General features: G+C 38.4%; 1 protein-coding gene. It reads left to right on the top strand.

The window, feature by feature from the left end; all coding sequences use genetic code 11:
• Positions 1-216, top strand: a 216-nt coding sequence (locus ACRHOC_RS15745) for a trehalase family glycosidase (protein WP_431159508.1), incomplete at both ends; no start/stop codon positions are given.

The following is a 216-nucleotide window of genomic DNA, read 5'->3' as shown; positions in this document are numbered from 1 at the left end:
GAAAAAGGTGGTATCGCAGGAACTTCAAGACAAATGGATGCGAATCTCCCAAAACTTGCAATTCAACGACAATGCCATTATCCTAACGGCTGGGCACCACACCAGATGCTAATTTGGCGAGGATTAAAAAACCACGGTTTTACAGATGAACTAAATGCATTAGTTTACCGATGTTTGTATATGATTAGTAGAAATGCTATTGATTATAAAGGTACA

The organism is Winogradskyella poriferorum (assembly GCF_050618035.1).
Classification (GTDB): Bacteria; Bacteroidota; Bacteroidia; order Flavobacteriales; family Flavobacteriaceae; genus Winogradskyella; species Winogradskyella poriferorum_A.
The sequence above is the reverse complement of the archived record's forward strand: the minus strand, read 5'-3'. Positions and strand labels throughout refer to the sequence as shown.